Origin of the sequence: Roseivirga sp. E12 (assembly GCF_017592825.1) — a bacterium.
Taxonomy (GTDB): domain Bacteria; phylum Bacteroidota; class Bacteroidia; order Cytophagales; family Cyclobacteriaceae; genus Roseivirga.
The window spans coordinates 25,252-51,904 of sequence record NZ_JAGFMD010000014.1; the positions used below are offsets into that span (position 1 = coordinate 25,252).

Here is a 26,653-nt window from a genome sequence, read left to right on the forward strand (position 1 = left end):
AATGATAAGAAACATATCACTTGCTCTGATTCTGACAGTATTTGGTCAAGTAGCCATGGCCCAGCAACAGGTCATGTTTACACAATACATGTTTAATGGCCTGGCCATTAACCCTGCCTATGCCGGTAGCCACGATAATATCACGGCTACCTTCCTGGCAAGGGAACAATGGGTGGGGCTCGAAGGAGCACCTGCTAGCCAGACCTTCAGTATCCACTCTCCTTTCAATGCCAGTGGGAGCGCCAATGTAGGAGCACTGCTGATCCATGACAACATTGGAGTAACGGACCAGACTACCGCTTACTTGGCTTTTGCCTATAGAATTAGGTTTAGCGGTTCCGCTCGTTTGGCTTTTGGGCTGCAGGGAGGGCTGAGCAATTATAACTCTAAGCTGAGTCGAATCAGTACTTCAGACCCGGCTTTCGGTCAGGGAGACATCAATATAAATCGTCCCAATTTTGGTGCAGGGTTATATTTTAACTCCAATCGCTTCTTTGCTGGTGTATCAGTACCTCAGCTTGTTAGAAGTAAACTGGACGTAAACAATAGTGATTCCGACTCTAGATTGGAGCGCCACTATTTTGGCTATACGGGTTATGTTTTTGATATCTCCAGAGACTTAAAATTCAAGCCCAATCTATTGATTAAGTATGTGGAGAATGCTCCGGTGGAATTCGACATCAATGCCAATTTCTTAATCAAGGATATCATATGGGCAGGGCTCTCCTATCGTTCATTCGATTCCTTTGATGCGCTAGTACAAGTCCAAATTTCTAAGCAATTTCAGTTCGGTTATGCCTATGATTTTGCCACCACTACAGACCTAAGAAGGGTGAATGCAGGCTCGCATGAACTTATGATTCAGTACAGGTTTGTATTCGGAAAGAAAAAGATCATTTCACCAAGATACTTTTAAGCAATGCTGAAGAAACACTTAAAACTCTTATTGGTATTTGCTCTGATCTTATGTTCAGGACTGGTGCAAGCACAAAACAGGTCGAGATTAGATGTGATGCGTGCTGGAAAACTTTTCGATGGCTTTGAATTTGTGGAAGCAGCAAAAATCTATGAGCGCCTGGTGGCGAAAGATTCTAGCTTTAGCTACGCCAAACTGCAATTGGCAGAATCGTATCGCCTGATGAATCGGCCAGAAAAGGCCGCTGTTTGGTATGCCGAAATTGTAAACGATTCTATCTCCGACCCGATTCACAAACTCTATTATGCGCAAGCTTTAATGAGTAATGGGCAGTACGATCGCGCTAGAAGTTGGTTGGCACGCTATAGAAGCGAATCTGACGACCAAGGAAGGGCGAACAACTTGATCGCAGGCATCGATAATTTCGAGGCTTTCTATTTGGACTCAGCACGCTATAAAATTGATACAGCCGCATTTAACTCCGAAGGCTCTGATTTTAGCCCGGCTTTCTATCGAGAAGGGGTCGTATTTAGTTCGAACCGATCTCGATTTAAAATAGTGAAAAGAAGACACGGCTGGGACGACACTAATTTTTTGCAGATCTATCACTACAAACCTACAAGCGATTCCACCAGTACAGTGGACTTATTTAGTGACCTTTTGAATACTAAGTATCACGAGGGGCCTCTTAGTTTTTATGACGATTATGAAAAGATAATCTTCACCCGTAACAATTATAATGGAAGAAAAGTGGGCAAGTCCGAAGACGAAACGATCCACCTGCAACTGTACCTTTCAGAGCGTGCTAGTGTCAACAGTAAATGGAGTAAACCCCAACCTTTCCCTTATAACAACAAAGAATATAGCGTTGGCCATCCAGCGATTTCTTCAGACGAAAAGACACTTTACTTCTCATCTGACATGCCAGGTGGACAAGGTGGTGTAGACCTCTATATGAGCCGATTGGATGACGGTGAATGGTCAGAGCCGGTTAACCTAGGACCGAAAATCAATACTTCTGGAGATGAGGTTTTCCCTTTTGTGCGCGATAGTGTACTCTTCTTTTCTTCTGATGGTCACTACGGTGTGGGCGGCCTGGATCTCTACCAAGTAGTGCTTACCGATAGTAGTCAAACGGTTTATAATATGGGTATACCGATGAACTCGCGAAAAGATGACTTCGCTATTATTCTAGGTGATTCTTTGAAGCACGGATACTTCACTTCTAATCGAGAAGGTGGAATGGGCAGCGATGATATTTACTCCTTCAGCATTGTTAAACCACCGAAGCCAGAGAACATTGCCATCAAAGGGATAGTGGTAGATCAGAGATCTGGAAACCCATTGGGCAATGCCGATGTATTTCTATCAACAGCTGATGGTGACAGTATTAAAATCACCACGCAGGCAGATGGAAACTTCGAGTTTGTGCTAGACTGGGATAAGGATTATGACTTCACGGCCACCAAACCTGATTGGTCAGTTGGTCTGGACTCGGCCAAGACTTTTGATGATGTTTTGGACAAAGAATTTCTAAGGATCCCTCTGCGAGAACTATTGGTTATAAAAGGTGATTTGGTAACTCCTGCCGGACGAGTAGTCGACAATGCCTTGGTAACCTTTACGGAAACCACAACAGGTGAAGTTGACAGTGTGAGAACCAACGAGAATGGTTTACTCTATTTTATCGCACAACCCGACTCTGAATACGATGTATTCTTGCAGAAAGAAGGTTATTTCAACTTTAGAACCAAGGTTGAAACTGGTTCCGACCCTAGTGGACTGATCAAGTTCGACTTGGAAATGGATGAGATTGTCATAGGCCGAGCTATTAGAATTGAGAACATTTATTTCGATTTGAACAAGTCTGAAATTCGTCCTGATGCGGCATTTGAGCTAGACAAAATCGTTGCCATGATGACGGATAATCCAACGATTAAGATTGAGCTGGGGTCTCATACGGATTCGCGTGGTGGCGACCCTTATAACTTGGCCTTGTCCGATCGCAGGGCACGTTCTTCTGCTGCCTATATTGTCTCTAGAGGTATCGCACAGGATAGGATTGTGGGCAAGGGTTATGGCGAAACACAGTTGGTGAACCAATGTGAAGATGGTGTTCAGTGTAGCTCTGAAGAGCATCAAGCCAACAGGCGTACGGAATTTAAGGTAGTTTCTTTCTAGCCTATCGTCATTCCGATCCCGATTTATCGGGAGAAGGAATCTCCATATCGCGTACGTCATTCCGTTCTTTGTCCGTCATTCTGAACGAAGCACAGTGAAGTGAAAGAATCTCGTCATTCTGCCCCGAAGCTTCGGGGTGTTTCCGAATCTCACTTTCTAATTGGTCAAGATTTCTCCTTGACTCGAAATGACGTGCTAATAAGGTTTTGCAAAAGCTATAAAATTTAGTCATCTCGAAGTATGAGAGATCTTATCACCCTAGTAGATCAAGCATCAACCCAGAAGAGAGAGAGAGAGAGTAATACCAGCACACAATAAAAGTGAGCGCTCGGGGAAGGAATCTCCCGAATAGTTCGTCATTCTAATTTGGTTTTCAAAGATTAGGACCCAATCAGCTATCTAGTCTTAGAGGCTATACTTATAAAACTTTCTCAAGGTCTCTCCATTGACTTCTCGTATAGAAACCCCTCCAACAATTAAGAAGTCATCATCAAAAACAAAGTACTTGGCGATCGGCATGCGATAAAACCTTAATTCCTGAGTATTCATATCCATTTCAATGAGCGACACTCTTCTTAAATTCTGGTTGACGATTTCCGGAATTGAATAACTCTGATATCGCTTCGGTAGGTGTGAAACTACCCGATACAATTTTCCAGCATTGAAGAAAGTCAACTCATAATTGACCTCCTTAAGGTTGTATTCTAATTCTTGCAGCTTATCTGGCACTTTGTTTAGGAGCTTGGGCTTTCCAAAACCGTTGGCGCCACAATAGACCGCCTCAGTTTTTCTAGTACGAATATTATGGACATAGAGGGAATCGGAAAAGCTGTAGTTAATAATGAAGTGACCAGAATCAAGGGGGTGTATCATTGCTCCTGTAAGGTTTGAAGGAATATGTTTATCACTGATATACTTTGGGTATGTTAGAGGCTCAGTGAATCCTGCTTTTTCAAAATCATAAGTCTTTACCGGAGTTACCTTATCGAAGTAAGAAGGGTCATCATGCCTAGTGTCATTGATTGTTGTCAAGATTAGCCTATCGTCATAATCAACCAAACTGGAGTAATAACCATTTTTATAATATCTCTCAAATGATGAGGAACTATATAGATATTCACTGAGCTTCTCTCCAGCACCATTGTATAGGAAAAATGAATTTCTAGCAGCGGGAAAAACATAGATTGAGTCTTCCTGTTTAAAGAAGACAGAAGCATTTGACGCGTTATATCCATTTGGTCCTTCTCTACTTATGACCATTGGATTCAGATAAGCTGCTTTGTCGAAGTCAACCTGATGGATGATGATGTTCCCATAGTCATCCAGTCCATATTCTACCAATATACTTTTTGTTCCTCTCCTATAAGTTGTCCAATTGGTGTGCTGAATAAACGGTAAGGGCATCACTACTTCCAGACTATCCATAGCTGAGAAGTGACTATAGATTAGCTTATCTCTGCTGTTATTAGAGGAGCAGGAAAGGAAAAACAAAAAAGGGATTGATATATGCCAATCCCGAATCAACCTAGCAATAAGCTTCATGACGGCTATCGCTTAAAGAGTTTCAGCATATCCATCAACAAGGTTATATCTGTCCTAGAGGCACTGCCTACCATATTGCAGTCATCCCCTAGTTTGTCTTCACAATGTGTGACTATGTAAATTCTACCTTCCATTCGGTCTATGGAAGTTTCTGATTTGTAATCCCAACCAGCATAGGAACTGAATGAGGCTGTGGTTATAAACACAACAACAGCTAAGGCTAGAAACATTCTAATTGCTTTTTTCATCTTGATATGATTAACTAAATGCCTACTCTATTTGGGGTTTTCGGCATACCCCTTATTCAAATACAATGTCCAGCCAATTATTTAATATACTCATAAGTATTAATAATATAAATATAAAATGTTAATAATGCTTTAGGAAATGAGATATCAGAGTTGAGTGGTTTCTTTCTAGAGAGACTACCCATTCAACTCCCTTTCGTCATTCCGTTCTTTGTTCATCATTCTGAACGAAGCACAGCGAAGTGAAAGAATCTCGTCATTCTGCCCCGAAGCTTCGGGGTGTTTCAGAATCTCAATTTCTAAATAGTTAAGATTTCTCCCCTCACTCGAAATGACGTGCTAATTTAATTTGATGGGAAAAACTAAGCCCCTGACCAATACTGGCCAGGGGCTCTCCCACATAATCAAACATCCCTAGATAATGTCTCGGAATTTCTTAAATCTCTCTGTGAATTTATTGCGGCTGAATATCAACTCTAATGATATTGTAACCACCTCTTGGATCTCTTAGGTAAGTAGTACCCGGTCCGTTAGCAATTGCGCCTTTACCAAACTGCACATCAGTTAGTTCAGCAACTCTTCTTACAATTGTATTACCATCAACAGCACCTTGGTTTGGTCCAGCCTGTCTTGGCGCTTGGTCGGCACCGAAACCTACTGCTTGGTCTACCTCAGTACCTGCATCGTACAAGTAGGTTCTGGCACTGTTAGAAGTACCACTTGTTGGTACACCATTAGCATCCCAAAGGGCAACACCACTGTTGTTATAAGCCACAAACCAGTCGTTCGTTTGTACAAGCATGGTACCCATACCTAGTTTGTAATTCTGTCCAGCAGGCACTTCAATCTCGAATGTCAAGTCTTCGCCCGGTCCAATATTTACTGTTTCGTTACTAGCCGCTACTGGTAGGCCTAAGCTTGTTATATAGTCCACCGCTACCTGGTTGTTACCGTCTTCAGCTAATTCTTCGATACCACTTCCAGCTTTTGCTGCTTCACCTTGAGTGAATAGCGGGTCAGTAGTTGTATTGAAAGCGTAGATCAAGCCTGGAGAGAATACGCTCAAGCTAGAAGAGAGTCTTAATGGAGCACCGTTAGTACCTGTTTCTGTAAACCAACCGTACAATTCGCTTGGCATACCATCTTCGGCAATTCTTTCGAGTCCAACCTGTCTGTCTTCAGCACCAAGGGTAAATAATGGCTCTGGTAAAGCATGTAATACCACAATACCAGGAGTAACCACAAAGCCATTCGTTTGGCTCGCTGCCTGATTCGCATCTGGAGCGTTGATGGCCGTCATTGTCAATGTGAAAGTACCAGCCTCGTCCTGAGCTCCTGCAGCGTAAGTTAGTACTGCATTCATGTAAACCTCACCTGTTGGTCTGCCTGAAACTAAACGTACTGTTGGGTCTGAATCAGCAGCACCAACATTCGTTCCTGCTGGAGGGAAACTCTCTGGCATACCATCGGCTTCTGTTCCAAGATCATAAAGCGAAAGCTGGTTTGCGATATCCACATTGTTCAATGCTGTTCCATTCGGAAATAAATCGATACCTGCTAAATCCGTTGGTGCTAGGAACCAGTCGTTGCTGTTGCCCATCATAGTCACTGGAGTGAATTTAGTGCCAGGTACTGCTTTGAATTCAATTTGGTATTGCGCACCGTTTACATTCAGTGGCCCAGGGCTAGTAGCTCCTACAGGCGTAGTGAAAGTGTGTACGTTCAAGTAGTTAGTGACATTGCTGATGGTTACGTTGAAAGTTGTCGTTTCAACATCAGCATCGTTAGGCGCACCTAATGATGGATTTACTTCCTCAGACCAATCTGAAGCTAGATTTCCTTCACTTTCCATATCCACTTCAATACTGTAGCTATTCAATCTTACAGTAGGCACAAACTGACCTGCTGTCCAGATTCCTGCCGACACGGCAACGTCTTCACGAGCGCTTCCGCCAGCACCCCATTGTACAAAGTCCATGATTGCCGCTGGGTTGGCAAACTGGTTCATTGAGTAAAGGCCAAGTCCGCCTTCATCATCAGGCATAGCATATGGCAATACTACAAAGTCTCCTGCTTCTACTTGAATGTCGCCAGAAGTCGGTGTAAGGCTTCCAACCTGCACATAAGTGCCAGGGCCTAAGCATAACCAGTAAGAACTCAAGTCGATGGTTACTTCGCCATTGTTATAGAACTCAATCTGGTCTTGGTTACCGTACTGCACTTCACTGATAATGATCGAGCGTGCAGGTTCAGGAACCATTAATACATTCTCTGCGCCAGGAGTAGGCTGAGAAGTCTCTGCCCAGTTGGCTACTCCATTACCTTCACCATCGAAGATGATACTGTTGCTAGCATCGCTTACGGTTGGCACAAAATCTCCTGCCGTCCAAAGACCAGCAGACACAGCTACATCTTCACGAGCGCTGCTTCCAGCTCCCCATTGTACAAAGTCAACAAGTGCTTCTGCATTGGTGAACTCGTTGGTAGAATATAAGCCTAAACCACCTTCTTCATCCGGCATTGTATAAGGCAATACTAGATACTCACCAGCAGAGAGGTTATTCACTGAACCTGCCTGTGGTGTTAAGCTGCTCAATTGCTGGTAGCTACCAGGTCCGAGGCATAGCCAGTAGTTGCTAAGGTCAGCCACTTCAGATCCATTGTTATAGATCTCAAGCCAATCGCCACTTGCATAATTTACCTCGTTCAATACTACAGATACATCCTGCCCTGTCGGGTTGGTACCATTGTCGTCCTCATTATCACATGAAGTAATCGCTAGAGCTGAAAGCATCAAGCCTCCCAAAATACTCTTCTTTAAAAATTTACTATCCATTTCTGTTTTACTAATTATTGTCTGTTAAACTTTTCCATTTCGAACCGAGGGTGATCTTGGTCTTTCAATTGATGACTCAAGAATGTTTCTCAGTTTTTGATTATGGTATACAGAGCACCTTGCAGAAATGGCTGCATGATTATTTTGAGAAGAAGGGCTTTGTGTCAGCCAGACAACATAAAAACATGTGAAATACATTTTTCACCAAAGAATATTTGATCGATATTATGGCTTTCAGAGAAGAATTATTCTGTATTGAGAGAAATTGAAGGCTAATTCAAATAGGTTGAAGAGAAATTTCCAATAGAAGGTTTTTTCTTTTAAAAAGCTGTGAAAAAAATAGCAGCCATTACGCATCCCCTCTTCCTTGACGTCATTCTAAACCTACCTGCTGTAGGCGAAGCGAAGGAGTCTCTCCCCATTTTAGACGTCATTCCGGATTTAGTCCGGAATCCCTTTATTATTGGATACAAAGCCTGATTTGTAGGATGGTTAAGATTTCTCTCCCAAGGCTTCGGGATAGGGGTCTTATCATGTTAACACTTTCATAGCCGTTTGATTAAATGAAAAAGATATTTTCATAACCTGACTTTCATCAGGGTATCCGAAATATTCAAGCCTCACTTTTGAGAAAAAAAACAATGAAGGTCAACTCCGCCCAAGAAGCTGTCTCTATTATCGAATCTGGTCAATCTGTCTTTGTCCATACGGCTGCAGCTACACCGGTTCCCTTAGTGGAAGCCATGTCGGAACGCGCACCAGAACTGCATAATGTAAAAGTCTATCATATGCATACAGAGGGTGCCGCTTCCTACGCGGATGAAGCACATCATAAATCTTTCGAGATCAACTCGCTCTTTCTGGGTGGCAATGTGCGGAAAGCACATCAGGCCGGACGTGTAAACTTTATTCCTTGTTTCCTAAGCGAAGTACCCATTATGATCCGATCAGGCGTTATCCCTGTAGATGTGGTCCTAATTCAGGTTTCTCCACCGGATAAGCATGGCTATTGCTCATTGGGAATTTCCATTGACGCTACCAAGGCCGCGGTGGAGTGTGCTAAAACCATCATCGCTCAAGTAAACCCTCGAATGCCTAGAACTCATGGTGACGGATTGATTCATGTAAGCCGCTTGACACGCTACTTTGAAGCCACTGCAGAACTACCCGAGCTACCACCTCATGCCTTAACACCAGAGGAGAAAGCCATCGGTGAGCATGTAGCCGCATTGATTGACGACCGCGCCACGCTTCAAATGGGCATTGGAGCCATCCCTGATGCTGTGCTGGCTTGTCTGGGTAACCATAAAGACCTTGGAGTTCATACGGAAATGTTCTCTGATGGCGTGATCCCCTTGATGGAAAAGGGGGTGATTACCAACAAATATAAAAAGCGACATAGGGATGTTTTGGTATCCGGTTTTATGATTGGTAGCCGAAAGCTCTACGACTTTGTGGATGACAATCCCATGATTCGAATGCTGGACATCGAATATGTCAACGACACGAAAGTGATTCGCAAAATCGACAATATGATCAGTATTAACAGTGCTATTGAGGTCGACTTAACTGGGCAAGTTTGTGCTGACTCAATTGGTACAACCATGTACTCTGGCGTAGGTGGGCAAATGGATTTTATCCGAGGGGCTTCATTATCCAAAGGGGGAAAACCGATTATTGCATTGACTTCCACGACCCGCAAAGGCGAATCGAAAATCTCTCATGTATTGAAGTCTGGTGCTGGCGTTGTGACTACTCGTGCACACGTGCAATATGTCGCCACTGAATATGGTGTAGCCAATTTATATGGTAAGAACCTAAAGCAACGCGCCAAGTCATTGATTGAGATTGCACATCCCGATCATAGAGAAGCATTGGAAAGAGCTGCTTTTGAACGGTTTAGATAATTCACAATCATCGACCATTTGAAGTGGTAGTATGGTTTGATATCGTTGACGTCATTCTGAACCTGCCTGTCGGCAGACAGGCGAAGCGAAAGAATCTCCTTATTTTGACTACAAAGCCCGACTTTCTTGATGGCTAAGATTTCTCACTGTGTTCGAAATGACGTGCTAATATAAATTTCGATAACTGTAAAATTTAGTCATCTCGAAGTATGAGAGATCTTATCACGCTCGTCTAAAAAGCACTTTCTAAGAGCCAACCGACCTAAGTGTAGTTCCTGCCTGTCGGCAGACAGGTGTAACAGTACTATGATATCATAGAGTCATATTAGGATGTAGTTACAAACTACATCCAGTTAAGTACTCGTGATCGAAATGACGTACTAATTAAGTCTGGCTCAAAGCTACCTCAACTCCACCACGGTGATGCCCGCTCCTCCACGGTCAACATGTTCATCGCGGTAGGTGCTTACTTCTTTGTAGGTACCCAGGTGATTGCGTGTAATCTGTCTTAGTACTCCATTGCCTTTACCATGAAGGATATGGAGCACTTTGGCATCCAATAGAATGGCTTCGTCCAACCACACATCGAGCAAAGGAATTACCTCTTCGGCTCGTTTACCTCGGAGGTCTATCTTAGCTGAAAAGTCAGCACGCTTGGCCGTGTAATCAAAACCTGAATAGGACTGCACCTGGCCTTGTTGTTTAAAGGCTTTCTTATTGACTTTCTCCAGGCGATTGAGCTTTACGAATGAAGTAAGTGCTCCCATTTTTAGCTCAGCATCTTTGCCCTTAATGGCTGCAATCTGACCAACTGTGTCTTGTCCTATGACACGAACATAATCACCCACTTTGATCTCAGCATCTGACTTTGTCTTGGCTTCGGCCTTGACAACATTCTTCTTCTTGACGGCTTCCAGTTGCTCACGCTGCTTTTTGACGACTTCTTTGTCCGCCTTCTTTTCTTTAATGACACGAATGGCCTTTTCTACTTCCTTATTGGCTTCCTGAACGATTTGCGTAGCTTCTTGCTTTGCCTTGTTCAAAATGCGCTTCTCTTGCTTTTCAAGATGGGCTTTTAAGTCTTCGTATTGGGAAGTCAGCTCGTTCAGGTCTTGCTCGCGCTGTTTGATGCGTTGCTCTGCTCTGGTTACCTCTTGCTTTTGCGCTTGCAACTGACCCAGCATTTGATCAAAAGACACCTGCTTCACTCCTACTTTTTTCTTGGCTTTGTCAATGGTAGATTTTGGCAAGCCAATCTTGGTCGCTATTTCCAATGCAAAGGAGCTACCCGGTTTACCTACTTCAAGCTCATAGAGTGGCTGCAGCTTATGAATATCATAGCGCATGGCTCCGTTGAGCAGCCCTGGATTTTTATCGGCATACTCTTTAAGGTTGCCATAGTGTGTTGTAATAACGCCCATGCCTTTTGAGGCATTTAGCTCTGTAAGAATTGATTCTGCAATGGCTCCTCCATATTGTGGTTCGGTTCCAGTACCAAATTCATCGATTAGAAAGAGGCTTTTCTTGTTCACATGAATCAACAAGTTCTTCATGTTGATCAGGTGAGAGCTATAGGTACTCAGGTCATTTTCGATGGACTGTTCATCCCCGATGTCAATAAAAAGGTCATTGAACACGGTGAACTCAGAAGTCTCATTGACAGAAACCAGCAGTCCGCTTTGGAACATATATTGGAGCAGCCCAACGGTTTTAAGACACACACTCTTTCCACCTGCATTGGGGCCAGAAATCAGAAGTATCCGTTTTTCTGCGCTCAAACCGATATTCAGAGGAACTACTTCTTTATTAAGCTCCCGATGGTTCATTAGCAGGATTGGGTGCTTGGCGTTCTCCCACTTAAACTGCTTACTATTTGACCACTGAGGCTTACATGCGCTAATATCAATGGCGAAGCGGGCTTTCGATCGGATAAAATCAATCAGGCCCAAAAATTTCATGATGCCTTTGAGACTCTCTACTTCAGGCCGCAATTCATCGGTCAGCGAAATCAGAATTCTTGAGACTTCCCGATGTTCGGCATATTCAAGTTCTTGAACTTCATTGTTAATCTCAAAGACTTCCGTAGGCTCAAGATATACCGTTTGGCCTGTGGCCGACTCTCCATGCACCAATCCTTTGATTCTACGCTTGTGCTCGGCAAACATTGGAATGACCATCCGACCATTTCTAATGGTAATAGAAAGATCGTCTGGGGTATAGCCATCCTTTTTAGAATGGGCAATGATTCTATCCAAGGCGCCACGAAGTCTTTGCTTTTCGGAAGCAATCCCCTTTCGGATTTCGTAAAGTCGATCGCTGGCATTATCCTTAAGTTTTCCTCTTTCATCAAAAACCCTATCCAGCGCCCAAAGCAGGTCTGAGTTAAAAAATACAGGGTGGGTTAACTCAGACATGAAAGGATATTCTTCTCGCTTTTCTCTAAAAAAGTCGAGGCATTTGTCTAATGTCTTGAGTGCTAATATGACATCGAAAAACTCTTCTTCTGATAGATGCGCATCCTGAACTCTTACTTTTGCAAAGTAAGGGGTGATATCAATGTAATTGGAGTTAGGGAAAAGTTCACCACTCTGAATGATTTTAACGAACTCATCCGTTTGGGCCAGCCACTGCTCAATATCTTCCCTGTTGGCTGAAAACTTTATTTTTTCAACAAACTGAGTTCCTAGATTACTTTCACAGAAGGATTGTAGATGCTGTCTGACTTTGTCAAAACCCAGCTTTTGCTCTAGATTCTTTGGGTATAACATTTAGTTGCTGGGCCTTCTTCCTGTGGTCAGTTCTTGCTGTCTTACTTTCAAACTATCAATAACGATATCGGTGATGCGCAAAAACTTTGCAGGGTTTAGTAGGTAATAATTATAGCTTGTCATATAGGTTGTAGAATCGATATCATGTTCAGTGAAAATCTCATCTTCTAGCACCTTAAATAAAATCGCGGATGAATCATTGTTTAAGGTAAGTGTGGATACTTTACCCTCGGCCATTCGAATATCTATCAATAGATCCACCATCTGGGCTTCACTTAAGATACTGTCTGGGATTTGCTCTTTTTTTCCACAAGAGAAAACAACAAGAGCAACCGTAAATAAAAAAACCTTTTTCACCTCAACACGTCCAAGTTACTTTCGAGAACACTTTGTTCTTACGTGGAAGCAAAAGTAAAAGATATGACGGAGGAAAACCCCAGAATTAACCAAAATTAAGAACTAAAGGACTTTCCAGAACTCAAATAAGTCATATTTTTGACCCTTTATTATGGAGCATATTATTTCCAAACTTCGGAAGTACGAAATACAGATCAGAAAAGCCATTAATTCAAGAATGCAGGGTGATTTCCATTCTATATTCAAGGGCTCGGGTATGGAGTTTGACGGAGTGAGGGAATATCAATATGGTGATGACACCCGGACAATCGACTGGAACGTATCTGCCAAAGGGCACGGCACCTTTGTAAAAACGTTTAAAGAGGAAAAAGAACAGACCGTTTTCTTCCTTCTGGATGTTAGTGCTTCTCAAGAAATTGGAACCCCAGGCGCTCAAAAGGTCGACATCGGAAAAGAGATTACCGGAGTACTTACTTTGGCCGCCGTAAAACAGCAGAACAGAGTAGGCCTACTTACTTTTTCTGACCAAAAGGAAAAGTACGTGAAGTCTGGAAAAGGTAATAAGCATGGGTATGCCATAATTCACGAACTGTACAACCACCTACCTAAGTCTACCAAAACTGACTTATCAGAGGGCATCAAGCGAGCACTCGAAATCATTCATAAGAAGAGTGTCATCATTCTGATCTCCGACTTTATTGATGAAGGGTATGAGCAAAACCTGAGGCTTATTGCCAAAAGGCATGACTTAGTTGTCATTCATCTGAAGGACGATCGCGAAACGCAGCTGCCTAATTTGGGTATTGTACCCATCTATGACAAAGAGAGTCGTAAGACGGTTTGGGTAAACACCTCTTCAAAAGACTTTCGAAAAAAATTAGAGAAGACCTATACGGTGAATAAAGGTGAGCTGGAGAAGTTTTGCCGAAAACACCAGATCAATTATCTCGAAATCAATACCAAGGACAATTATGTCCCACAGCTTATTAAGCTTTTTATGATCAGGAATAAATCGATGAAGCGTGATTAGAAAGTTACTAACATCTCTGATTTTAGTGGTTTTAATGGCGAGCACTGCGGCAGCGCAGGAGCTAAAACCAGTTGGCTTTTTCTTAAAAGATAGTGTTAAGATTGGTGAGTCGGTCTCCTACTCTTTGAGTTATAAGGATCGCAAAAACAGACCTGTTTTCTTCCCAGATTCTCTATTCGACTTCTCCCCTTTCGAGCTGCTCGACAAACAATATTTCGATACCCAATCAGACTCAATCAACAGTATTGATAGTGCGGTATATCATTTAGCCACTTTTGAAATTGATACGGTACAAAGGCTGAGTCTACCTGTTTTTCTTTACACGGGCAACGACAGTCTTCAACTCTATAGTTTGATGGACTCCATCATTCTAGATCAGGTGGTAACACAGATGCCTGACTCGGTAAGTCTCGCTGAAACTTCGGCTTTTATGCCATTGTCATTGGATTTCAATTATCCGTATTGGGTCATAGGCTTAGTTGTTCTTGGCATCATTGCCATAATAGTAATGGTCGTTTGGGGTAAGGCCATTCACAAGAAAATCAAGCTTTACAGACTGAATAAGCAATTAATCAAGTTCAAGGAGCTCTTTGATCAGGAAATTGATCAGTTAAAATCTGATACAACTAAAGTTAAAATTGAATCGGTGTTGAAGTTCTGGAAGGGCTACATGGAAAAGCTTGAGAAAGTGCCTTATACTAAACTCACCACCAAAGAGATCGTTTTAGTACAGAAGAGTTCTTCTTTGGAGGAAACTTTGAAGTCCATAGATAAAAACATTTACAGTCCGATAGAAGTAACTGCTTTGCAGAACGACTTTGAGTTTTTGAAAGATTACTCTGAAGACAGGTATAATCATGTAACGGAAGAGATAAAGAATGCTTGACGAAACACTATATAAATGGTATTCGCTGGAGTGGTTTACACCCACAGCTTTCAAGTCTTTTGACTGGGAGTTCTTCTTTGTGCTTTATGCTATACCGCTAGTCCTTCTATTATTCATCCTTAAATGGCTGATCGGTAGCAAAATCAAGCAGAAACTGCCTGTGGCCCTTCCAAAAAAGGAAATCAAAAAACACTGGGCCAGCTATTTAAGGTTTATCCCAAATGCTTTGATGGCCCTATCGATCATTTTACTCCTAGTTGCATTAGCGCGCCCTCAAAGGACAAATGAAGAGGTAGAGCAGTGGTCTGAAGGTATTGACATTGCTTTGGTGATTGACATCTCAGAATCTATGCAGATTGAGGATTTTAAGCCTAATCGACTGGAAGCTGCCAAACGGACTGCGCGGGACTTTATCACTGGCAGAAGTCAGGATCGTATTGGTCTCGTCATCTTCTCTGGCGATGCCTATTCTCTATCACCACTTACCACTGACTATGAACTGCTCTATAAATTCATCGAAGAGGAAATCGACTTTAATAAAATAGAGAATCGCGGAACGGCAATTGGCAGTGCCATAGCAGTAGGCACAAACCGCATGCGTGAATCTACAGCTGCTTCTAAGGTGATGATTTTACTTTCCGATGGAGATAACACTGCAGGAAATATCGACCCAGTAACGGCCGCAGAGTTAGCATCTGCTTATGACATTAAAATCTATACGATTGGTATCGGCAAAGAGGGCAAAGTTCCTTTTGGAAAAGACTTCTTTGGCAGACCGAACTATGTTGAAAACACATTGGATGAAACCACGCTTCGTGAGATTGCCAAAATTGGAAATGGTGAGTTCTATCGCGTTTCGGACAACGAAGCTTTACAGAGCGTTTTCCAGTTGATCGACCAGTACGAGAAAGCCGAAATCAAGGAAACACGTTACAAAAACACAACAGACTTCTACAGCATTTACTTAAGCTGGGGCATTGTGTTCTTTTTGCTCTACCTACTCTCTAAAAGCACGTTTATCAGTAACGTACTGGAAGACTAGAACCTAAGGACCAAGCCAATACTTTCAGGTGTGATCGTCACCTTTCCCAGAATGTTTGTCAAGCCCATAGCCCTTGATTGCAAGGCCAAATAGAGTACTGCGTCAATAATCGAGAATTAAGGCAAGGGATTAGAAAAGCTCAATACCAAAGCCTTCGAGCACAAAATTGAAGAGGCGCAGACTAAATAGCACAAGTGCCACGCCTACTACTCGATTCATAATCTTCATAAAGCGTGGCGTTACAATCTCGCTCAGCTTAACCGCAAAATAAGATTTGAGAACATCCACTGAGAATACTGTTGCAATCAGCACAATGAAAAAAGTAATCGCTTCATTAGTCGTGTATTCAAAGTCCACCGTGATCTTACTAACAATTCCGATCCAAAAGATCAGCACGAAAGGATTGATTCCATTAAGCACAAACCCTTTCACTATTTGCTGAAACCATTTGGTCTCTTCAGCATGAAGCTGCTTTAAACCCTTGGTTGGTATGGGCTTGAACATATAGAATATCCCAAAGACCAGCATAATGGTTCCACCAATACCGCCCAGCCACATATTAAAAGATGGATTATCTGTAAGCTGAGAAATACCGAGATAGGTAATGAAAATATATATGGTGTCACTCAAGGCAATACCAACTGCCATAAAGAAGCCAGAGAAGAATCCCTTCTCGATGGCGTTTTGGATCAATGCAAAAAATACCGGCCCAATTAAGACACACAGCAGTAACCCAAACAAAAATCCGTTAATGATTATGTCCATGCAGTCTAGACCTTATCGCCAACAAAGGATAGCCAGCTTTCAAGTTTTTCTTTCTTTAAAACACGTGGGAATTTTGTCTGACCACCTTCTTTGCCTTGGGCTCTTAGCCAATCATAGAAAACCTCTGTAGGGAGAACGTCCATTTCTATATTCTTTAGCGCATGCTTTCTTTCTACTGCATAGTCGTCATTCAATTCATTAAGACAGTTATCTATTCGAGCTTTTAGAGCTTCAACATCTACATGATCGTCCGTTCCAATAAACCAGTGGTGAGAAAACAGCTTACCATCCGGCACACCTGCTACGGTAAACTCTTTAATACCAATATTGAACTCTTCAGAAGCCATTTCAACGGCCCGGTTCATATTGTCTACCGAAAGATGCTCTCCGCAAAGGCTTAAGAAGTGTTTGGTACGACCTGTAATGATAATTTCGGAGCTGTGCTTATCTAAGAACCTAACGGTGTCTCCAATCAAATATCTCCAGGCACCTGAACATGTTGAAATCAACAGTGCATAATCTTTACCCTCTTCTACCTGATCGATCATTAAGGTTTCTGGATTATCAACAATCTGCCCATCCTCATCAAAATTCTCTTCGTTGAATGGAACGAATTCATGGAAGATACCACCATTGAGCATCAGTCTCATCCCTCGATTTTCGGGCGTATCCTGAAAGGCAATAAAGCCTTCAGAAGCCAAGTAAGTTTCTATGTAATGGATTGGTCTACCAAGCAGCTTGTCAAAGCTCTTTTTATAGGGTTCAAAGGCCACACCACCGTGTACAAATGAACCCAGGTTAGGCCAGATCTCATGAATATCTTTGACACCATACCTTTCGATAATGCGCTCAAGAAGTATGGTCATCCAGGCGGGCACACCTACAATCATACCGATGTTCCACTTAGGAGCAGATTCTACAATTTCTTCTAATTTAATTTCCCAGTCCTTGTGCTTCTTAATCTTTGGAGTAGGCCTAGAGAAGCCTTGCACCCAAAGCGGTAACTGACCAGTGGTGATTCCACTTAAATCACCGTAGTAGTAATTCCCTGAGAAATTCAATGCTGTACTTCCTCCTAACATCAACATTCCCGACTGAAAGAATTGATCCGGAAAGTCGTACTTAGAGAGGGTGTAAATATGTCTTGTTCCCGTTTTTCTGATCTGGCGAATCATATCCTTTGTCACAGGAATGTATTTAGATGCTGCTCCAGATGTTCCTGAGCTGAGTGCGAAAAACTTCGTTTTGCCTGGCCAACTTACGTCAGACTCGCCTTCGCGCATCTTGTGCCACCAACCTTCATCCATCTTGTCATAATCCGAGACAGGGACGAGCTCTTTAAACTTTTCAAAAAAGTCGTGCTGACCGAAACTTCTGAACTGTTCTAAAACTGCGTGGAAATCATAAGTTCTTCCAAACTGCGTGTTGCGAGCACTGATAAGCAACTTTGAAAGCTCTTTTTTCTGTAAGTCATAAGGAGAGGTATAATCTTGCTCGAGAGTTTCTCTGAGCTTTATGCCTTTCTTTAAAATTGATCCAATTATGGGCATTTGTTGTTGTCTTCTCTAAAAAATGACCTTATGCTAGAGATTAAAATCTTCTAACTTTGACCGATCGATCATTTTGATCAAAGATAATAGAAATCTAAACTCGATCGCATTTCTGCAATATGTCAATTGTAAATAACATTAATCACTACAATGAGCAATTAGCTCCTTACAATACACGACTTATCGCTGTGAGTAAGACTAAACCTGTTGAAGATTTGTTACAAGCCTATGAAGGTGGCCAAAGAGATTTTGGGGAGAACAAGGTTCAGGAGCTTTCTGCCAAAGAAGAAGTACTGCCCAAAGACATAAAATGGCATATGATTGGCCACTTGCAAAGGAATAAAGTAAAGTATATTGCTCCCTTTGTTCACTTGATCCATGCGGTAGATAGTCCGAAGTTATTGGCCGAAATCAACAAACAAGCCCTCAAAAACGATAGAGTGATTGCTTGCCTATTGCAGGTTCATATTGCCGAAGAAGAGACCAAATTTGGTTTTGACGAAACTGAGTTGATGGATTTTCTGAATGGCGACTCTTTAAAAGAGTATAACAATGTAAAAATCCTTGGTTTGATGGGTATGGCGACTAACACCAGCGACAAGGCTCAGGTAAGCAAAGAGTTTGATCAACTCAAGTCGCTTTTCAATCAGATAAAAAGCAATTTCGATTTGGAAAATGTCGATATGCAGGAGCTATCCATGGGTATGACAAGTGATTACATAGAGGCTTGCCAAGCAGGCAGCACCATGGTCAGAATCGGAAGCGCCATTTTTGGTGCACGTAACTACCCTCAACAATAATTATATGACAGCAAAAACCATACTTATACTCGGTGGAATTCTAGGCGTACTTTCTGTTGGCATCGGAGCATTTGGAGCTCATGGTCTGGAGGCAACGCTCACTGCCAATGCGCGGCTCGATACTTTCGAGACAGCTGTGAAATATCAATTTTACCATACACTGGCTTTAATTCTCCTAGGCATCTTAATGCTCAATGTGCAGAGCAACTACTTCAATTATGCGGGGATCAGTTTTTTGATTGGTATTGTAATTTTCAGTGGCTCACTATATACGCTTAGCTTAACCAATATCACTTGGCTAGGTGCCATCACCCCGATTGGAGGGTTGGCCTTTATCATGGGGTGGATTTTCTTGATTTTAGGCGTTTCAAAGTCGCTCTAGATTAGTAGAACCTTGGGTGAAAGTTGACCATAAAGAGTTCCTTGGTTGCCCGAGTAACGGCTGTATAGAGCCAACGTACATACTCCCTATCTACCATTTCTTCGGTCAAATAACCTTGATCTATAAAAACAGCATCCCACTGACCACCCTGTGATTTGTGGCATGTCAACGCATAGGCAAATTTGACTTGAAGTGCATTTAAATGAGGATCACTTTTGATCGCCTTCATTCTCTCCTTTTTGGTCGAAAGGTCTGCATAGCCTTCGGTGACTTCTTCATAAAGTCTTTTGTAATCCGTGTTATTTAAGGATGCTTCTGGGGAGTAAAGTGTATCCAGGATAACTTTCGCCTCGAAGGGTTCTTGGTCAGGATAGTCCAAAAGTTGTACCCTAAGTTCGGCAAAGCGAAGTCCATAATATTCTTCAAACCGGATGATTTTCATTACCTCCACAAAGTCACCATTAGCCAAAAAACCAGCAGGAGCATTTTCGGGTAGAAAATGATAATTATTCCGAACGATCATCAAGATGTCACCGGCCTCAATTTCATCTTCTCTATACTGGATGGTTCTTCGGATGTACTGATTGTATTGGACCGCATTTTTATTACTCCGGCAAATTATCACGGCATTCTCAGTACCATATTTGTCATATGCATAGCGCAATCCATCTTCCAGGCGCTCAGCGGTCATCTTGAATACATCTTTAAACCTAGAAGTAGCAAACTTAATAGCGAAGTCTTCCTTTAGTAGTTCATTACGAAGATTGGTAGCATTAAAAAGGATGCCTGATTCCTCCTCTTGTCGCATGACTTCTGTCAGTTCTAATGCGCTTATGTCGTTACCAAAAGATTGGGCCAGGAATTCACTCTCTAAGGCTGGGCTTTCAAGCGATCCCACAGGTGGCAACTGCGCTACATCACCAATCAGCAATAGTCGATTTCCTTCCTGAGAAAAAACATAATCCATTAAATCGGTGAGTAAACCGTTCTTTCCATACTCCGCTTGATTCGAAATCATAGAAGCCTCATCGACAATAAACAGTGTGTTTTTGTGATAATTATTCTGCCTTTTGAAGGCCAAACCTCCACCTGGCTCGGCTGTTTGCTGGAAGACTTTCTTGTGTATCGTGAATGCCGTTCGGTTGGTATAACCAGCCATTACTTTTGCCGCCCGACCCGTTGGAGCCATCAATACATACTTGTAATTGAAAAAGGGGAGCATCTTAACAATGGCACCTACCACAGTGGTCTTTCCCGTTCCGGCATAACCGCGAAGTACTAATACAGGCTTTCGAAGTTTTGGATCTAATAGAAAGTCATCAAACAAGCCAAAGAGCTTTCGTTGACCAACGGTAGGTTCGAAGGGAAATTTGCTGACTAATATTTCTGAGGGCTTGGCCAATCCTAAGACTTTTTCTTGTCTTCAGGAAAGATAGTCACCATAGTGGTACTTGCTTTAGCAATCAGAGTACGTTCTTCACCGTCTACAGACCAGACTTCGGCCTCACAGAAGCTCATCTTTCTTCCCTGTTTCACCACCCATCCTTTGGCATGCAGTTTTTGGCCTCTGCCTGGTGTGAAATAGGAAATTTTTATTTCGCCAGTGACCACATGCTGATCTTCAGCAACAACTGTCACTGCAGCAAAACCGGCAACAATATCGGCCAGCGTAGCAGTGACACCACCGTGTACCAAACCAGTCTGTTGCTTATGATCTTCTGTTAAATCCAACCAGCCTTCAGTACGCCCTGCTTCGATGACATTTAGATCAAAGCCGACCAATTTCATGAAATGCTGACGCTCTAGAAATTTCTCAATCCTTGACTTGAACTCAGGATTAAATACCTTTACCATAGACTACAATTTGTGCAAATATATCCACTAGTCTTAATCACCCCTACAGATGACCCAGATAGATGCTAAGATATCGGAAGCTTACGGCCAAAAACTTAGGGTACGGGTGTGCGGAATTTGCATTAAGAATGACCAGATACTCTTGGTTCATCACAACCCACTTGGCAAGACGGGATCGCTTTGGGCGCCTCCTGGTGGTGGAATGGAGTATAGCGAAAGTGCAGAAGAAGCTTTAACCAGAGAGTTCAAGGAAGAAACGGGCCTGACCATCGAGGTTGAACAATTCCTCTTTGTCCATGAGTATCTAGATCCCCCACTTCATGGTATCGAGCTCTTCTTCTTGGTGAACCCGATTTCTGGCGATCTCAAGTTAGGAACGGACCCTGAATTGTCTACTGATGATCAGATACTTACACAGCTGGGGTACTTTGATTTGGAGGTACTTAGAACCGAAGAATTGGAAAGTCTTCATTATGTACTTCAAAACAATGAGTCAATCGATGTACTGATTAATCGAAAAGGTTATTTCAAATATCATTAATTATCCATAAACTAGCGTTTCCATTTATTATGGATTACCTAAATAATTAGTTAATTTAGCGAAAATCAACCTCGAAAATGAACCTTACTAAAATACTCACTGGTGTTTTCTTTGTCCTAGCGATTGTAGTGGCATATTTCCTTTATGATGGCATTAACTCGACTATCGAGAAGGGAAAAGAAATTGAAAGAATAGAGAACTTGGTAAAAGCCAAACTGGAGCTTATCCGAGACACTCAAAATGCCTACCAAAGTACTTTCGGAGATTACGCAGACACATGGGAGAAACTAATCTCTTATGCTGATTCTGGAAATATCTACGTGATTCAAAGAACAGAACAAATTGAAATTCTAGATTACGGTGCAGAAAGATCAACTTTTGTTTATGATACTTTGGATATCATTCCTGTAAGAGATTCACTTTTTTCTGCAGGTTATGATTTCAAGAAGCTTCCAGAATTGCCTCACTCAAGCGGCAAGTACTTCTCTCTTTATGCAAAAGATTCGATTAAATCTGGTGTAAGTGTTGATTACATTGAGGTTGTTGACACCTACCCTTTTGACAGAACGAGAACGGAAGATAACGAAAATGAGAGACGCAGACCTCTGAGATTCGGTTCTAGAACTGACATTACTACCGCAGGTAACTGGCAATAAAATTGCGTTCTACTAATACGCCAACAAGATTATCATTAAAAGACGAAAGACTGGATATTGATCGCATTGATCAGTATCGTCTTTCGTTTTTTATTGGTGATGATTCATGTCAGATCAGTATTCTAGACATTCAGAAAAAGCTCCTTTTACTTTTAGAGGACGTGTCCTTTCAATCGGATTTAAGTCGGGTCGAAAATCTACAGCGGCTTTATGATGATCACATCCTAATTGCAGCGGGTTTTTGGAAAGAGGTTCAGGTTTTCATTCGGAATGATAAGTTCTCACTCGTTCCAGTTCCGGTTTTCGATAAGTCCTTACTTCAAGAGTATATTCAGCTAAACCAGCCTACCGATCCGAATGAGGATGAATATCGATTCAAGATTCTGGATGAACTGGGACTCTCCATTGCATTTGCTTATGCAGCGGAAATTAAGGCATGGTTCAAAGAGAAATACCCCAATAACGGCTTACAGTTCAATCACCAAAGTGTGGCCTATTTAAAGGGCCTACAAAGTCAGTTGAGAAACAGAGCTCAAAGCAGCGTATATGTTTTGCTCAACGATAAAGAGGTAATGATTGCAGGTTTTAACCTAAGTCGCGTAGCCATATATAATCAATTCCAATTTTCTGATTCAATGGACTTGGTCAAACGCATTTTATTGACATCTCGTCAGTATAGTGAAGAAGGTCAATCTATCCCCTTACTTCTACATGGTATTAAAGACCAAGTAAACGAGCATCTACCTACATTGAAGAAGTATTTCAGGAATATTGAATTAGGGCAGCGCCCTTCTGACATCCATATACATCCCCTATTTAATGAATTGGAGCAAATGGAGTATTTTGATGTGCTTTCGAACCTCTAGTTTTATTGCTTAGATTTATAATATGAAGCGCATAGCACTTTTCCCCGGTTCATTTGATCCATTTACTAAAGGCCATGAGGACATCGTAATGCGAGGACTCAAGCTCTTTGATGAAATCATTGTGGCGATAGGTTATAACAGCAAAAAGGCCAATCGCTATTTCGAAATCGCATACATGGAGGAGAAAATCAATCAGACCTTCAAAGATGTCCCAGAAGTTTCGGTATTAGTTTACAATGAGCTCACAGCTCAGATTGCTGATAAATTAGAAGCCTCATACATTCTTCGTGGGTTAAGAAATACGACCGATTTTGAATATGAAAATAGTATCTCTCAGGTAAATCGAGATTTGAACGATAGGCTTGAAACGGTTTTCTTAATTACCTCTGCTGAGCTGGCAGCGGTCAATTCTTCAATCATTAGGGAAGTTCACCGCTATGGTGGGAATGTTCAGAAATACCTCCCCTACGATTTGTGAGCCAGTAGGTGCTTCTTGAATTTTTTGTAGACGTGCTGAATGGAGCTGTATGCATTAAACTGTGCCACATCTACTTCCTTTTTACTCATCCATCGTACCTCGTCAATACCTTCATCTAACTGAGGCTTCATCTCGCTATCATCAAGGCATTCCATTTGGTACCAAACAGTCTTCTTAAGGATACTCTTCTCTCCTTTAGTATAGGTGTGCCAAGTGGTGCAAATCTTGTCTAACACTTCAACTTTTACATTGCACTCTTCTTCAACCTCTCTTTTGGAACCTTCCAAGACTGACTCCTTACCTTCAATCTTGCCTTTTGGCAAATCCCACTTGCCCAATCGATGAATCATAAGAATTTTTCCACTCTTGTAAACCACACCACCACCTGCATTGATGATTTTGAATTTACTTTTGATGTATTCTACTGCCTCGTCATAATGAGGCGTAACCACTGTCACCGACTCAAGGCCTTTGATCTTCTTATTATGTAGGATAAAGAGAATACTCTTAATCGTATCTCGATTGGCGTTAAAGATGAGCATGTTACCTCTGAACTTGCGCTCATTGATCAATAGATCATCCTCTTGGAGAACTTCGTCAAAAAGACTCTGATCCTTGATTTGTTCAGGCCTTTTGATCCTTAGGGGTGTATCCTTTATATAAATCCTCATTGAGGGTCTTAATTCTTTGTCAATATGAAAAAAAAATCTCTAAGTAGGTGAAAGAAAATCATGACATTTTCAGAAAAAAAATATCTTAAATTCGCGACATGGAAAGAGTTCTCAGTGAAAAAGAAATTGCCCTGAAAGTAGCATCCGATTTATTGCAGATCAAAGCAATTAAATTGAGTAAGGAAAATCCATTTACATGGAGTTCTGGATGGAAATCACCAATCTATTGCGACAATCGATTATCGCTTTCTTTTCCCGAAACAAGAACTTTTATCAAAGAAGCCTTGGCTGAGGCAGCAAAAGCTAAGTTTCCTGGTTATGAAGCAGTTGCAGGTGTAGCAACGGCCGGTATTCCACAAGGAGCGCTTTTGGCGGAAGCTTTAGGCGTACCATTTGTCTATGTAAGGTCTAAGCCCAAAGGGCATGGTATGGAAAACCTAATCGAAGGAAAGGTAACTCCCGGACAGAAGGTGATTGTAGTTGAGGACCTTGTATCAACTGGTGGCAGCTCACTAAAAGCAGCAGAAGCACTAACTGCTTCAGGATTTGAAGTAATGGGCATGCTCGCCATCTTTACCTATGGATTTCCTCTTGCCGATGACAATTTCAAGAATGCAGACATTCAATTGCACTGCCTGAGCAATTATCAGATCATGCTTCAAAAAGCAATGGAATTGGGTTATATCAATGAGTCAGATCTGACTTCGTTGGAAGAATGGAGAAATGATCCTGGGAATTGGGGGTAAGGCGTATAGCGTATAGCGTATAGCGTATAGCGTATAGCGTATAGCGAAGGAAAATTCTTAATTCTTAATTCTTAATTCTTAATTCTTAATTCTTAATTCTCTAAAACTTCTCTTCGATTCCTAAGCCGAATAGGGCGAAGTCATATTTGACAGGGTCTTCTGAGTCGAATTGTCTTAAGTTTTCGGTCAGCTCTAGTGCCGCTTGCCAATCCATCTGTTTGCGATCGATAAGTCCTAGTTTCCTGGCTACGCGTTCTACATGCAAGTCACAGGGACATATTAGTTTCGATGGCTCGATATTCTTCCAGATACCAAAATCAACTCCCTTATCATCTTGCCTAACCATCCAGCGCAAGAACATATTAAGCCGCTTGCATGCTGATTTTCTGGCTGGCGTAGCGATGTGTTTTCTTGTTCGCTGAGGCGCATCAGGCAAAGCAAAGAACTGATCGTGAAATTGAATCAGTGCATTACCTATATGTTCATCGGTCTCTTTAAAACCTTTCAAGAAGGCTTCTTCTAGTGAATTATGGTTTTGGTAAAAGTTCTTGAAGTAAGCAATAAAATAGAGTGTATCTATATCGTTAAAAGTACGGTGCTTGAACTTGAGTAAGGGTTTCAAATCATTTTCACTATGATTGAGAATAAAATCATAGGGTTGGTTATCCATCATCGCAAACAACTCCTTGCACTTATTAATAATGGTTACCCTTTGGCCCCAAGCCAAAATAGAAGCCCAAAAACCAGTAATCTCAATATCCTGTTTAAGCGTATAGGCATGCGGAATACTGATCGGGTCAGGATGAATAAATGAAGGTTGATTATAGTCTTCTACCTTTTCATCTAGAAAGGTTTTTATTCCTAAATGGTCTTCGCTCATCTTAACTACCGCCAACACCGGTCACTCTGATAGTAGAGGAAGTATTGGTCTTTAATTTGGCCCCGTTACCACTAGTTACTATTTTTTCTATCACGTTCAACTCCCCAGAAATAATACTTAACCTAGTGTTTGTAGATGCGAGCCCTACTATAACAATTCGTTTGACAGTTACCGGTAATGTATTACTAAAGGAAACATCGAAGCCTTTAATATGAACTACTGACTGGTCGCATGGTATAGTCGATATTGGACTGCCACCCTCAGTATCAGACCAAATATTTGGGTCACTCCAATTGCCATCTGCTATCGCCCATAACTCAGAAATACAAGAATGAGGATCAGCTACGAAATCCATAGAAAGCGTAAAAGTACCTCTACGATGAGACTCACCATTTCCCTGATCCACTGTCAAAAAGTATTCAGAACCAGAAGTCAGGTTTTCTGCTGATAGACTAACATCAGAATTGCCCTGAATATGATTCACACTACTTAACTCTGAGCCTTGTGCATCAAACAATGCCAGTCGTGCATACTGCATATAACCTTCTGAGCCATACACCTTAGCTTCAACCTCAACCTCTCCATTTGATGGAGCAACAAACTTAAACCATACATTCGCATTAGGGTCGGTCGACCAGTTAGAAGGCCTCGTACCATCTGAGGTACCAGACTCAGTTGAAAACTCAGCATTAGACGACCGATACTCACCATTGCTATCAAAGCTAATAAGCAAGGCACCCGACTGTAAATC

General features: G+C 42.0%; 26 protein-coding genes. 14 read left to right on the forward strand and 12 right to left on the reverse strand.

The window, feature by feature from the left end; translation table 11 throughout:
* Window position 1 precedes the first annotated feature (1 nt).
* Both J4E76_RS20330 and J4E76_RS20335 read left to right on the forward strand, forming a co-directional pair.
* A complete protein-coding gene (locus tag J4E76_RS20330) occupies window positions 2-916 on the forward strand; it encodes a type IX secretion system membrane protein PorP/SprF (RefSeq protein WP_208506643.1) in 915 nt (304 codons plus the stop codon).
* A gap of 3 nt (window positions 917-919) precedes the next feature.
* Window positions 920-3,097: an OmpA family protein gene (locus J4E76_RS20335; RefSeq protein ID WP_208506644.1), complete on the forward strand. Its 2,178-nt coding sequence runs from the start codon at window positions 920-922 to the stop codon at window positions 3,095-3,097.
* A gap of 405 nt (window positions 3,098-3,502) precedes the next feature.
* Here the strand turns inward: J4E76_RS20335 and J4E76_RS20340 are convergent, their stop codons facing one another.
* From J4E76_RS20340 to J4E76_RS20350, 3 genes are all read right to left on the reverse strand, one after another.
* Window positions 3,503-4,639 carry a DUF4221 family protein gene (locus tag J4E76_RS20340; RefSeq protein ID WP_208506645.1) on the reverse strand — a complete coding sequence of 379 codons (1,137 nt, stop codon included), beginning with the start codon at window positions 4,637-4,639 and terminating at the stop codon, window positions 3,503-3,505.
* A 5-nt stretch (window positions 4,640-4,644) separates the two neighbouring features.
* Window positions 4,645-4,887, reverse strand: coding sequence for a hypothetical protein (locus J4E76_RS20345; protein WP_208506646.1), 243 nt, complete (start codon window positions 4,885-4,887; stop codon window positions 4,645-4,647).
* Window positions 4,888-5,341: 454 nt separating this feature from the next.
* A complete protein-coding gene (locus J4E76_RS20350; RefSeq protein WP_208506647.1) occupies window positions 5,342-7,723 on the reverse strand; it encodes a spondin domain-containing protein in 2,382 nt (793 codons plus the stop codon).
* Between the two features lie 330 nt (window positions 7,724-8,053).
* Between J4E76_RS20350 and J4E76_RS20355 the strand changes: the two genes are divergently transcribed.
* Both J4E76_RS20355 and J4E76_RS20360 read left to right on the forward strand, forming a co-directional pair.
* Window positions 8,054-8,203 (forward strand): hypothetical protein, encoded by a 150-nt coding sequence (locus tag J4E76_RS20355; RefSeq protein WP_208506648.1) that lies wholly within the window; start codon window positions 8,054-8,056, stop codon window positions 8,201-8,203.
* 161 nt (window positions 8,204-8,364) lie between these two features.
* A complete protein-coding gene (locus J4E76_RS20360) occupies window positions 8,365-9,630 on the forward strand; it encodes an acetyl-CoA hydrolase/transferase family protein (protein WP_208506649.1) in 1,266 nt (421 codons plus the stop codon).
* A gap of 401 nt (window positions 9,631-10,031) precedes the next feature.
* On the opposite strand, the gene J4E76_RS20365 is transcribed toward J4E76_RS20360, so the two are convergent.
* Both J4E76_RS20365 and J4E76_RS20370 read right to left on the reverse strand, forming a co-directional pair.
* The gene (locus tag J4E76_RS20365; protein WP_208506650.1) at window positions 10,032-12,398 is read right to left on the reverse strand and encodes an endonuclease MutS2; all 2,367 of its coding nucleotides are present in this window, start codon (window positions 12,396-12,398) and stop codon (window positions 10,032-10,034) included.
* On the reverse strand, window positions 12,399-12,755 hold the full coding sequence (locus J4E76_RS20370; protein ID WP_208506651.1) for a DUF4296 domain-containing protein: 357 nt from the start codon (window positions 12,753-12,755) through the stop codon (window positions 12,399-12,401).
* 151 nt (window positions 12,756-12,906) lie between these two features.
* Between J4E76_RS20370 and J4E76_RS20375 the strand changes: the two genes are divergently transcribed.
* The 3 genes from J4E76_RS20375 to J4E76_RS20385 are packed head-to-tail and all read left to right on the forward strand — an operon-like array spanning window position 12,907 to window position 15,713.
* Window positions 12,907-13,785 carry a DUF58 domain-containing protein gene (locus tag J4E76_RS20375; RefSeq protein WP_208506652.1) on the forward strand — a complete coding sequence of 293 codons (879 nt, stop codon included), beginning with the start codon at window positions 12,907-12,909 and terminating at the stop codon, window positions 13,783-13,785.
* Window positions 13,778-14,671 (forward strand): hypothetical protein, encoded by an 894-nt coding sequence (locus J4E76_RS20380; protein WP_208506653.1) that lies wholly within the window; start codon window positions 13,778-13,780, stop codon window positions 14,669-14,671. The genes J4E76_RS20375 and J4E76_RS20380 overlap by 8 nt, the downstream gene beginning before the upstream one ends.
* On the forward strand, window positions 14,664-15,713 hold the full coding sequence (locus J4E76_RS20385) for a VWA domain-containing protein (RefSeq protein ID WP_208506654.1): 1,050 nt from the start codon (window positions 14,664-14,666) through the stop codon (window positions 15,711-15,713). The genes J4E76_RS20380 and J4E76_RS20385 overlap by 8 nt, the downstream gene beginning before the upstream one ends.
* A 129-nt stretch (window positions 15,714-15,842) precedes the next feature.
* On the opposite strand, the gene J4E76_RS20390 is transcribed toward J4E76_RS20385, so the two are convergent.
* On the reverse strand, window positions 15,843-16,478 hold the full coding sequence (locus J4E76_RS20390; RefSeq protein ID WP_208506655.1) for a LysE family translocator: 636 nt from the start codon (window positions 16,476-16,478) through the stop codon (window positions 15,843-15,845).
* Between the two features lie 5 nt (window positions 16,479-16,483).
* Window positions 16,484-18,028, reverse strand: a complete 1,545-nt coding sequence (locus tag J4E76_RS20395; RefSeq protein ID WP_208506656.1) for a GH3 auxin-responsive promoter family protein — start codon at window positions 18,026-18,028, stop codon at window positions 16,484-16,486.
* Between the two features lie 119 nt (window positions 18,029-18,147).
* Between J4E76_RS20395 and J4E76_RS20400 the strand changes: the two genes are divergently transcribed.
* Both J4E76_RS20400 and J4E76_RS20405 read left to right on the forward strand, forming a co-directional pair.
* Entirely contained in the window at window positions 18,148-18,828 is a 681-nt protein-coding gene (locus J4E76_RS20400) for a YggS family pyridoxal phosphate-dependent enzyme (RefSeq protein ID WP_208506657.1), read from the forward strand.
* Between the two features lie 4 nt (window positions 18,829-18,832).
* A complete protein-coding gene (locus tag J4E76_RS20405) occupies window positions 18,833-19,210 on the forward strand; it encodes a DUF423 domain-containing protein (RefSeq protein ID WP_208506658.1) in 378 nt (125 codons plus the stop codon).
* 1 nt (window position 19,211) lies between these two features.
* On the opposite strand, the gene J4E76_RS20410 is transcribed toward J4E76_RS20405, so the two are convergent.
* The gene (locus J4E76_RS20410) at window positions 19,212-20,612 is read right to left on the reverse strand and encodes an ATP-dependent RecD-like DNA helicase (protein WP_208506659.1); all 1,401 of its coding nucleotides are present in this window, start codon (window positions 20,610-20,612) and stop codon (window positions 19,212-19,214) included.
* Between the two features lie 2 nt (window positions 20,613-20,614).
* Window positions 20,615-21,064, reverse strand: coding sequence for a PaaI family thioesterase (locus J4E76_RS20415; protein ID WP_208506660.1), 450 nt, complete (start codon window positions 21,062-21,064; stop codon window positions 20,615-20,617).
* Between the two features lie 49 nt (window positions 21,065-21,113).
* On the opposite strand from J4E76_RS20415, the gene J4E76_RS20420 reads away from it, so the two are divergent.
* The 4 genes from J4E76_RS20420 to coaD all read left to right on the forward strand — a co-directional run bounded on the left by J4E76_RS20420 (window position 21,114) and on the right by coaD (window position 23,605).
* Complete coding sequence (locus J4E76_RS20420) at window positions 21,114-21,605, forward strand: NUDIX domain-containing protein (RefSeq protein WP_208506661.1); 492 nt, start codon at window positions 21,114-21,116, stop codon at window positions 21,603-21,605.
* Window positions 21,606-21,682: 77 nt separating this feature from the next.
* Window positions 21,683-22,261, forward strand: coding sequence for a hypothetical protein (locus J4E76_RS20425; RefSeq protein WP_208506662.1), 579 nt, complete (start codon window positions 21,683-21,685; stop codon window positions 22,259-22,261).
* A 2-nt stretch (window positions 22,262-22,263) separates the two neighbouring features.
* Entirely contained in the window at window positions 22,264-23,127 is an 864-nt protein-coding gene (locus J4E76_RS20430) for a DUF3822 family protein (protein WP_208506663.1), read from the forward strand.
* A gap of 22 nt (window positions 23,128-23,149) precedes the next feature.
* Complete coding sequence (coaD, locus tag J4E76_RS20435; RefSeq protein ID WP_208506664.1) at window positions 23,150-23,605, forward strand: pantetheine-phosphate adenylyltransferase; 456 nt, start codon at window positions 23,150-23,152, stop codon at window positions 23,603-23,605.
* Here the strand turns inward: coaD and J4E76_RS20440 are convergent.
* The gene (locus J4E76_RS20440; protein ID WP_208506665.1) at window positions 23,593-24,276 is read right to left on the reverse strand and encodes an NUDIX hydrolase; all 684 of its coding nucleotides are present in this window, start codon (window positions 24,274-24,276) and stop codon (window positions 23,593-23,595) included. The two genes, coaD and J4E76_RS20440, sit on opposite strands and share 13 nt — an antisense overlap.
* A 98-nt stretch (window positions 24,277-24,374) precedes the next feature.
* Here J4E76_RS20440 and pyrE point away from each other — a divergent pair, with 98 nt between their 5' ends.
* Window positions 24,375-25,022, forward strand: coding sequence for an orotate phosphoribosyltransferase (pyrE, locus tag J4E76_RS20445; protein ID WP_208506666.1), 648 nt, complete (start codon window positions 24,375-24,377; stop codon window positions 25,020-25,022).
* 100 nt (window positions 25,023-25,122) lie between these two features.
* Here the strand turns inward: pyrE and J4E76_RS20450 are convergent, their stop codons facing one another.
* Both J4E76_RS20450 and J4E76_RS20455 read right to left on the reverse strand, forming a co-directional pair.
* On the reverse strand, window positions 25,123-25,902 hold the full coding sequence (locus J4E76_RS20450; RefSeq protein WP_208506668.1) for a TIGR02757 family protein: 780 nt from the start codon (window positions 25,900-25,902) through the stop codon (window positions 25,123-25,125).
* A 1-nt stretch (window position 25,903) separates the two neighbouring features.
* On the reverse strand, window positions 25,904-26,653 hold a 750-nt coding region (locus J4E76_RS20455; RefSeq protein ID WP_208506667.1), incomplete at its 5' end, for a hypothetical protein.